Below are 415 nucleotides of genomic sequence, written 5' to 3' on the forward strand. Positions count from 1 at the left end.
TGTCTCTGGTTTCCCTGCTTCTCCACTATCACCCGGTAAATCTGGCGTTGACCCTTCCTCTCCTTGTAAATCCGGTGTCGTTCCCCCTGTTCCTGGTGTCTCTGGTTTCCCCGCTTCTCCACTATCACCCGGTAAATCTGGTGTTGTTCCTTCCTCACCTGGCAAATCTGGTGTCGTTCCCCCTGTTCCTGGTGTCTCTGGTTTCCCCGCTTCTCCACTATCACCCGGTAAATCTGGCGTTGTTCCTTCCTCACCTGGTAAATCCGGTGTCGTTCCTCCTGTTCCTGGTGTCTCTGGTTTCCCTGCTTCTCCACTATCACCCGGTAAATCTGGCGTTGACCCTTCCTCACCTGGTAAATCTGGTGTCGTTCCCCCTGTTCCTGGTGTCTCTGGTTTCCCCGCTTCTCCACTATCA

The 415-nt window shown here is 54.0% G+C and carries 1 pseudogene; it reads right to left on the reverse strand.

Annotation, left to right across the window (positions count from 1 at the left end):
• Positions 1 to 415: pseudogene (locus K5V21_RS19840) on the reverse strand (hypothetical protein); the annotation flags it as partial.

Origin of the sequence: Clostridium sardiniense (assembly GCF_019753795.1) — a bacterium.
Classification (GTDB): domain Bacteria; phylum Bacillota; class Clostridia; order Clostridiales; family Clostridiaceae; genus Clostridium; species Clostridium sardiniense.